This window comes from Peribacillus sp. P4_C12 (assembly GCF_056402095.1).
Genome location: NZ_JBFUIB010000246.1, coordinates 1 through 5,578, shown reverse-complemented (window position 1 = coordinate 5,578; position 5,578 = coordinate 1). Strand labels below are relative to the sequence as shown.

The window sequence follows — 5,578 nt, the reverse complement described above, 5'->3', positions numbered from 1 at the left end:
GTTCATTTTGTATACCGTTGTGGGAGGTACCTGTTTTTTTACAGTATAAGGGAGGAAAAACATTGAAAATTTTTCGTTTATATGTAGTTGGATTCATTTTCGGAACACTCTTTTTGGCTGGATGCAATAATACAGCCGAACCTGAAGAACCTGGGAGTACACCAAAACAACAAGTAGAGGAAGCAAATCCAGTTACTAATATGAAAGAAAATAATGGGACAAACAAGGAAATTAAAAATGGAGTCAATACTGTACTTAAATCGATAAGTACCTTGGATCAAGAAGTAAATGCGAGGGCAGACTCAGCTAAAATTCAGGAAATTGGCAAAGAAATTAGTTCTAGCTGGGATACGATTGAAAAGCAAGTAGAAGATCAGTACCCCGATTGGTATGAGAGAATTGAGAAAAATCTTTATCCTTTAATTGGTGAATCTGGAAACCCGGTTAAAAACGTAGAACAAATCAAACAGTTCTCTAAAGCAACAAAAGCAGATTTGCAGTCCTTTATGGAAGAAGTGAATAGGTAATTTCTAATATCAGGCTTATTTCCAAAGGAGAATTTATTTTGGAAGTAAGTCCTTTTTATTGAAGGAATTCATATACGTAGTAAATGAATCGTTACATGATTTATGGGTTTAACCGGCTTGACGATACAATAATTTGTAAGTGATATTTGATTCCTGAAAACCAAATATAAAGAGGGCGATTCTATATTAAGAAGGATCGCCTTTTCGTGTGTCAGCATGTTAGTAATGACTGTTAAATAACCCGATCTGAGTGGGCAGAAAAATTAGAAAAACCGTAGTGTTTTTGTATTTCTTCCATATCATCTTGTGTAAAGGTATAGTCGTATGCTAATTCTCAATTGCTTAAAGTAGAAGGGATTGTTAAGAAATTCTTTCTTTTATCAGTTGCAAGTAGTTCCGTTGCTCTTATGTCCACAGGATAATCCCTCTATTCCAACCCCAAGGTTAAATTTTTTCCTAAGCTCGGTATAATACTGATATACTAACACCCGTCATATCCGCAATTTCTTTGATGTTATATTGATGAGAAGTATGTAGTTTTAAAGCACCTTCTACCATCTTATGGTCTTTGGAAGGTCTTCTTCTGTATCGCCCCATTCTTGCAGATTGTAATCCTGATAGGGTAACTGATAATATCCCGTTTTTTAGAAAATTTTAAAGAAGTGGCATTTACCTGACTCATCCTATTCATCCTTTATAATTCCTTGAAAAAATACTTCTGCCATTTCATGAAAAAATAAGAAGACCTAGCGCTGTCAATCGGTTGGAATTATCCCATTTTGAAATCGACCAAGTTTGGTCTGATGTGATATTTCAACAAAATATTTTAAGATATTTAGGGATTTTTCATACATATTTTAGAAAGTTTTAAGGTTTGTATGTTATTGTTCTTTTAGTTTCTTTGTAAATGGTAAATCCCCATTTTAAGCACAAGCTAGTGATAAGGTGTTTAATACACCATACTGAATAAAAAACAAAAATTCTAAGGAAAATGGTTTATATAGTGCCAAATACCTTTAAGAAGCAGAGTGAAAAGTAAGTACTGAGGTGATTAACATGTCAATTAAAACGAGATTTCTGTTGTCTTACGTTGGAGTGATACTTTTTTCTATCACTTTATTGTTAGCGGCTGGGTTTTTAATTATTATTGCGATAACGGGCGATATAAAATCTATAGAGTATTTTTACAAAAAATCTTATGTCCAAAAACCATTGACTACAATAGAAGAAAGTGCGTTTCTCGATTTAAAGCTATTGGCTAAAAATAATCCTACGCAGCTTCTAAACGAAGAGCAGCTGAAGAAAATTGAACAGAAGGATATCGAGATTGTTGTTAGAAAAGATACGAACATCGAGTATGCTTCCCCCTCTTTGGATAAGCAGGTATTGGTTAAGTCACTTCCTGGATTTGAAGAAACAAACATCAATACGCGAGATACGATTAAAATCGAAGACTTTTTTTTCACGTATGTGAAGTTTGATTTTTATTTTTTGGATAAAAGCAAAGGTAGTATTTTTGTATTGAGAAAGGCGAGTTCCTATGCCGAGTTGGCTCGAGAGTTGTTTCCAATTTTATTTGGTCTATTGCTATTTTTGTTTATTATGATTATTGGGCTTTTAAACTATTTAGTTTCACGAAGCATCATCAAGCCCATTTCAGTTCTTAAAGAAGGTGCCAAACGAATAAAATCAGGAGATTTAAACTTTGAAATCAAAGCTACCTCGAATGATGAAATCGGACAATTAAATAGAACGTTTGATGAAATGAGAATAAAATTAAAAGAGTCCGTTACTATCCAGCTTCAGTATGAGGAAAATCGAAAAGAACTTCTATCAAATATTTCACATGATTTGAAAACGCCGATTACTTCGATTATTGGATATGTTGAGGGTATAAAAGACGGTGTAGCAAACACTCCGCAGAAAATGGAAAAGTACTTATCAACTGTATACTTAAAAGCAAAAGATATGGATTCATTGATAGATGAACTGTTCTTATTTTCTAAGCTGGATTTAAAAAAAGAACCATTCACTTTTGAAACTGTCGAACTGGATAAATATATGAGAGACTACGTAGACGAGCTTCAATTGGATTTACTTCAACAAGGGATCCAGATTGAACTTCATATTATGTATAAACTGATAAACGTGACAGCAGATAGAGAGAAATTAAAACGCGTATTGGCTAACCTAATCAGTAATTGTGTGAAGTATACGAATAAAGAAAAAAAGAACATTGCCATTTCTCTGCATGAAGGACCATATGATGTAGTCGTTCAAGTAGTAGATAACGGACAAGGAATAGAACCATCTGCTTTACCTTACATTTTTGATCGCTTTTACCGCGCAGAACAATCTAGAAATTCTCAGACAGGCGGAAGTGGGTTAGGACTTGCGATTGCAAAACAAATTATTTACGAGCATGGAGGGGATATTTGGGCTACTAGCGAAATAGGAAAAGGCACAAGTGTCTTCTTTTCCCTAAAGAAAGGTGAGGAAATATGAAAAAAATATTACTTATTGAAGACGATGTTAGCATTGCAGAATTGCAGAGAGATTATTTAGAAATTAATGATTTTAGTGTCAATATTCAACATACAGGTGATGCTGGACTTCAACAGGCACTTCAAGAAAATAATGATTTAATTATTCTAGATATCATGCTTCCAGGAGTAAATGGATTTGAGATATGCAAACAAATACGTGCTGTCAAAGACATTCCAATTTTGCTTGTGTCCGCCAAAAATGAAGATATTGATAAAATTCGAGGTCTTGGTTTAGGGGCAGACGATTATATTACGAAGCCTTTTAGTCCAAATGAACTGGTTGCTAGAGTGAAAGCGCATTTAGCCCGTTATGAACGTTTAGCAGGAAGTCAAGCCAAAACAAATACAGTTTTCGTTCATGGAATTTCGATCGATAAGTCGGCGCGAAAAGTTCATGTTAATGGAGAGGAAATTCCGTTTACTACAAAGGAATTCGATTTGTTACTGTTTCTTGTGATGCACCCGAACCAAGTGTTGAGCAAAGAGCAACTTTATGAAAGAATTTGGGGGATGGAGTCAGCTGCGGATGTTTCAACTGTGACTGTCCATATCAGAAAATTACGTGAAAAAATCGAAAGAGATCCTGCACATCCAAAATTCTTGGAAACCGTTTGGGGAGCCGGATATCGCTTTAATGTTTAAATAATGTGTTTTGACCCGTCACAAAGGTGGCGGGTATTTTTTATAAACATTAATAAATTTTATTAATAAGTTTATCTTTTTTTAAGAAATTATTTAGAGGGAGTTTAAGATTAAGTACTAACATAATTTAAGACGGAATAAAAAAGTTTAACTGAAAATTTATAAGGGAGGAATATTTCATGGAGCCTCAATAATTGCACATCAGAATGTACCTGAAAAAGGAGAACGTCCTTTTGGGGCTGTTATTGTACAAAACGGGAAAATCATTGCTATCGGTATTAATGATGCATTGGAAACAAGGAATCCGACAAATCAAACCGAAATGAAAGCATTCGGGAAGCGAATTTCTCTCCGTTTGAGAGAGTTAAGCCAGTGGCGACCTTGCCCTACGTGTCTAGGAGAGATTAGAAAGAAGGACACTTTCATAATATTGAGATGAAAAGTGCATCTAGGCCTTTGATTTATGGGTCAAGAAAAACAGTGATAATAACAAATTTTAAAGGAACGTGTATTTTATGTGGAAGTGGCTGGCAGTAATCATAGGATGCATTCTCTTGCTTCAAGGGTGTGTCTCAGATGACAAGGAAGACCTGAAAATACAGGGAAAGGAGAGAGAAGGAGTGAATGAACAACTAATTCAAGCAGCAGAACGAAAAGAAACAGAAACGATAAGAAGGTTGATTGAGGAAGGTGCAGATATTAATGCACAGGACTCCGAAGGGCGAACTGCCACTATGATTGCGACTTATAACAATAATGTTGAGACTGCAAAAATCCTAATTACAGCAGGTGCAGATGTTRATATCCAAGATGACATGAAAAACAATCCCTTCCTATATGCGGGTGCAGAAGGTTACCTTGAAATCCTGAAGCTTACAATTAATGCAGGTACGGATCCCACGATTACCAATCGTTATGGAGGAACTGCTTTGATCCCTGCTTCGGAACATGGCTATGTGAATGTGATCAAAGAACTTCTTACCAATACTGATATTGATATAAATCACGTTAATAACCTAGGTTGGACGGCTCTATTGGAGGCAATTATATTGAGTAATGGAGATGAAAAACAGCAGCAAACAGTACAATTGCTGATAGATCATGGGGCGGATGTGAACATAGCTGATCATAATAATGTGACCCCTTTGCAACATGCCCGCGAGAAAGGCTTTAAAGAGATTGAACAGATTTTGACAAAAGAAGGGGCAAAATAACCAGATGGTCTAAGCTTTCCTACTGGTGTGGTGAAATCAAATTGTTGCGTTTACCAGTAGGTATGTGTGATTGGGCAAAAATCAAAAATCCAAGCTTTATTGCTGAAGCGATTGCCTCACCTCCACTCAAGTCTGCAGAAGCAATCGACAACAAATCGTTCCGAATACATTTGATAAAGATCTGGGTATGGAGCTATTTCCTGGTCGTAAAGTGGAATTAAAGGGTGATGACGGCAGAAATATAGAAGCTCAATACCGCTTCTCCCCCTGTAAAGGACCATACGGAATCTTTGATGTGTTAAACGATAATACATTTAAATCAGGCGTCAAATACTCAGTAGTAACTATGGGTAACTGGGCAAACCCAGATACAGTCACTTTAACAGCAAAATAAGAAGAGAATCTATAAGAACTCAATAATATATCAAGCTGAAAAGAGGGATCATTTTCGTTCAGAGTTCCCTATTTTATGTAGTTTTCATAGTAAAAAAAATTAATAAATTTAATATTTTATTAAGAATTTTTTTATAGCCAGTTTAGATGTTACTTGTATTATAAGTTTTATAACAAATAACAAAATAAAGGAGATAGAGAAAAATGAATATAAAAAAACGTATAGTACCAGCTGTACTAGTTGTATCTGTAATAT

At 35.2% G+C, this 5,578-nt stretch carries 6 protein-coding genes; all 6 read left to right on the top strand.

Annotation, left to right across the window (positions count from 1 at the left end; genetic code table 11):
- Positions 1 to 62: 62 nt before the first annotated feature.
- A complete protein-coding gene (locus AC1DUW_RS20160) occupies positions 63 to 527 on the top strand; it encodes a hypothetical protein (protein ID WP_053346698.1) in 465 nt (154 codons plus the stop codon).
- Between the two features lie 1,056 nt (positions 528 to 1,583).
- The gene (locus tag AC1DUW_RS20155) at positions 1,584 to 3,032 is read left to right on the top strand and encodes a sensor histidine kinase (protein ID WP_053346697.1); all 1,449 of its coding nucleotides are present in this window, start codon (positions 1,584 to 1,586) and stop codon (positions 3,030 to 3,032) included.
- Positions 3,029 to 3,715, top strand: a complete 687-nt coding sequence (locus tag AC1DUW_RS20150) for a response regulator transcription factor (RefSeq protein WP_053346696.1) — start codon at positions 3,029 to 3,031, stop codon at positions 3,713 to 3,715. Before AC1DUW_RS20155 ends, AC1DUW_RS20150 begins: the two co-directional genes overlap by 4 nt.
- A 151-nt stretch (positions 3,716 to 3,866) precedes the next feature.
- Positions 3,867 to 4,154: a tRNA-specific adenosine deaminase gene (locus AC1DUW_RS20145; protein WP_477643291.1), complete on the top strand. Its 288-nt coding sequence runs from the start codon at positions 3,867 to 3,869 to the stop codon at positions 4,152 to 4,154.
- Positions 4,155 to 4,230: 76 nt separating this feature from the next.
- Positions 4,231 to 4,929 (top strand): ankyrin repeat domain-containing protein, encoded by a 699-nt coding sequence (locus AC1DUW_RS20140; RefSeq protein WP_477643290.1) that lies wholly within the window; start codon positions 4,231 to 4,233, stop codon positions 4,927 to 4,929.
- A 187-nt stretch (positions 4,930 to 5,116) separates the two neighbouring features.
- Positions 5,117 to 5,323, top strand: a complete 207-nt coding sequence (locus tag AC1DUW_RS20135) for a hypothetical protein (RefSeq protein ID WP_477643289.1) — start codon at positions 5,117 to 5,119, stop codon at positions 5,321 to 5,323.
- The last annotated feature ends 255 nt before the right edge of the window (positions 5,324 to 5,578 follow it).

Bases quoted from the DNA above. Each gene is read 5' to 3' on its own strand.
- AC1DUW_RS20150 (WP_053346696.1), top strand. From the start codon at position 3,029: ATGAAAAAAATATTACTTATTGAAGACGATGTTAGCATTGCAGAATTG.
- AC1DUW_RS20135 (WP_477643289.1), top strand. From the start codon at position 5,117: ATGGAGCTATTTCCTGGTCGTAAAGTGGAATTAAAGGGTGATGACGGC.
- AC1DUW_RS20155 (WP_053346697.1), top strand. From the start codon at position 1,584: ATGTCAATTAAAACGAGATTTCTGTTGTCTTACGTTGGAGTGATACTT.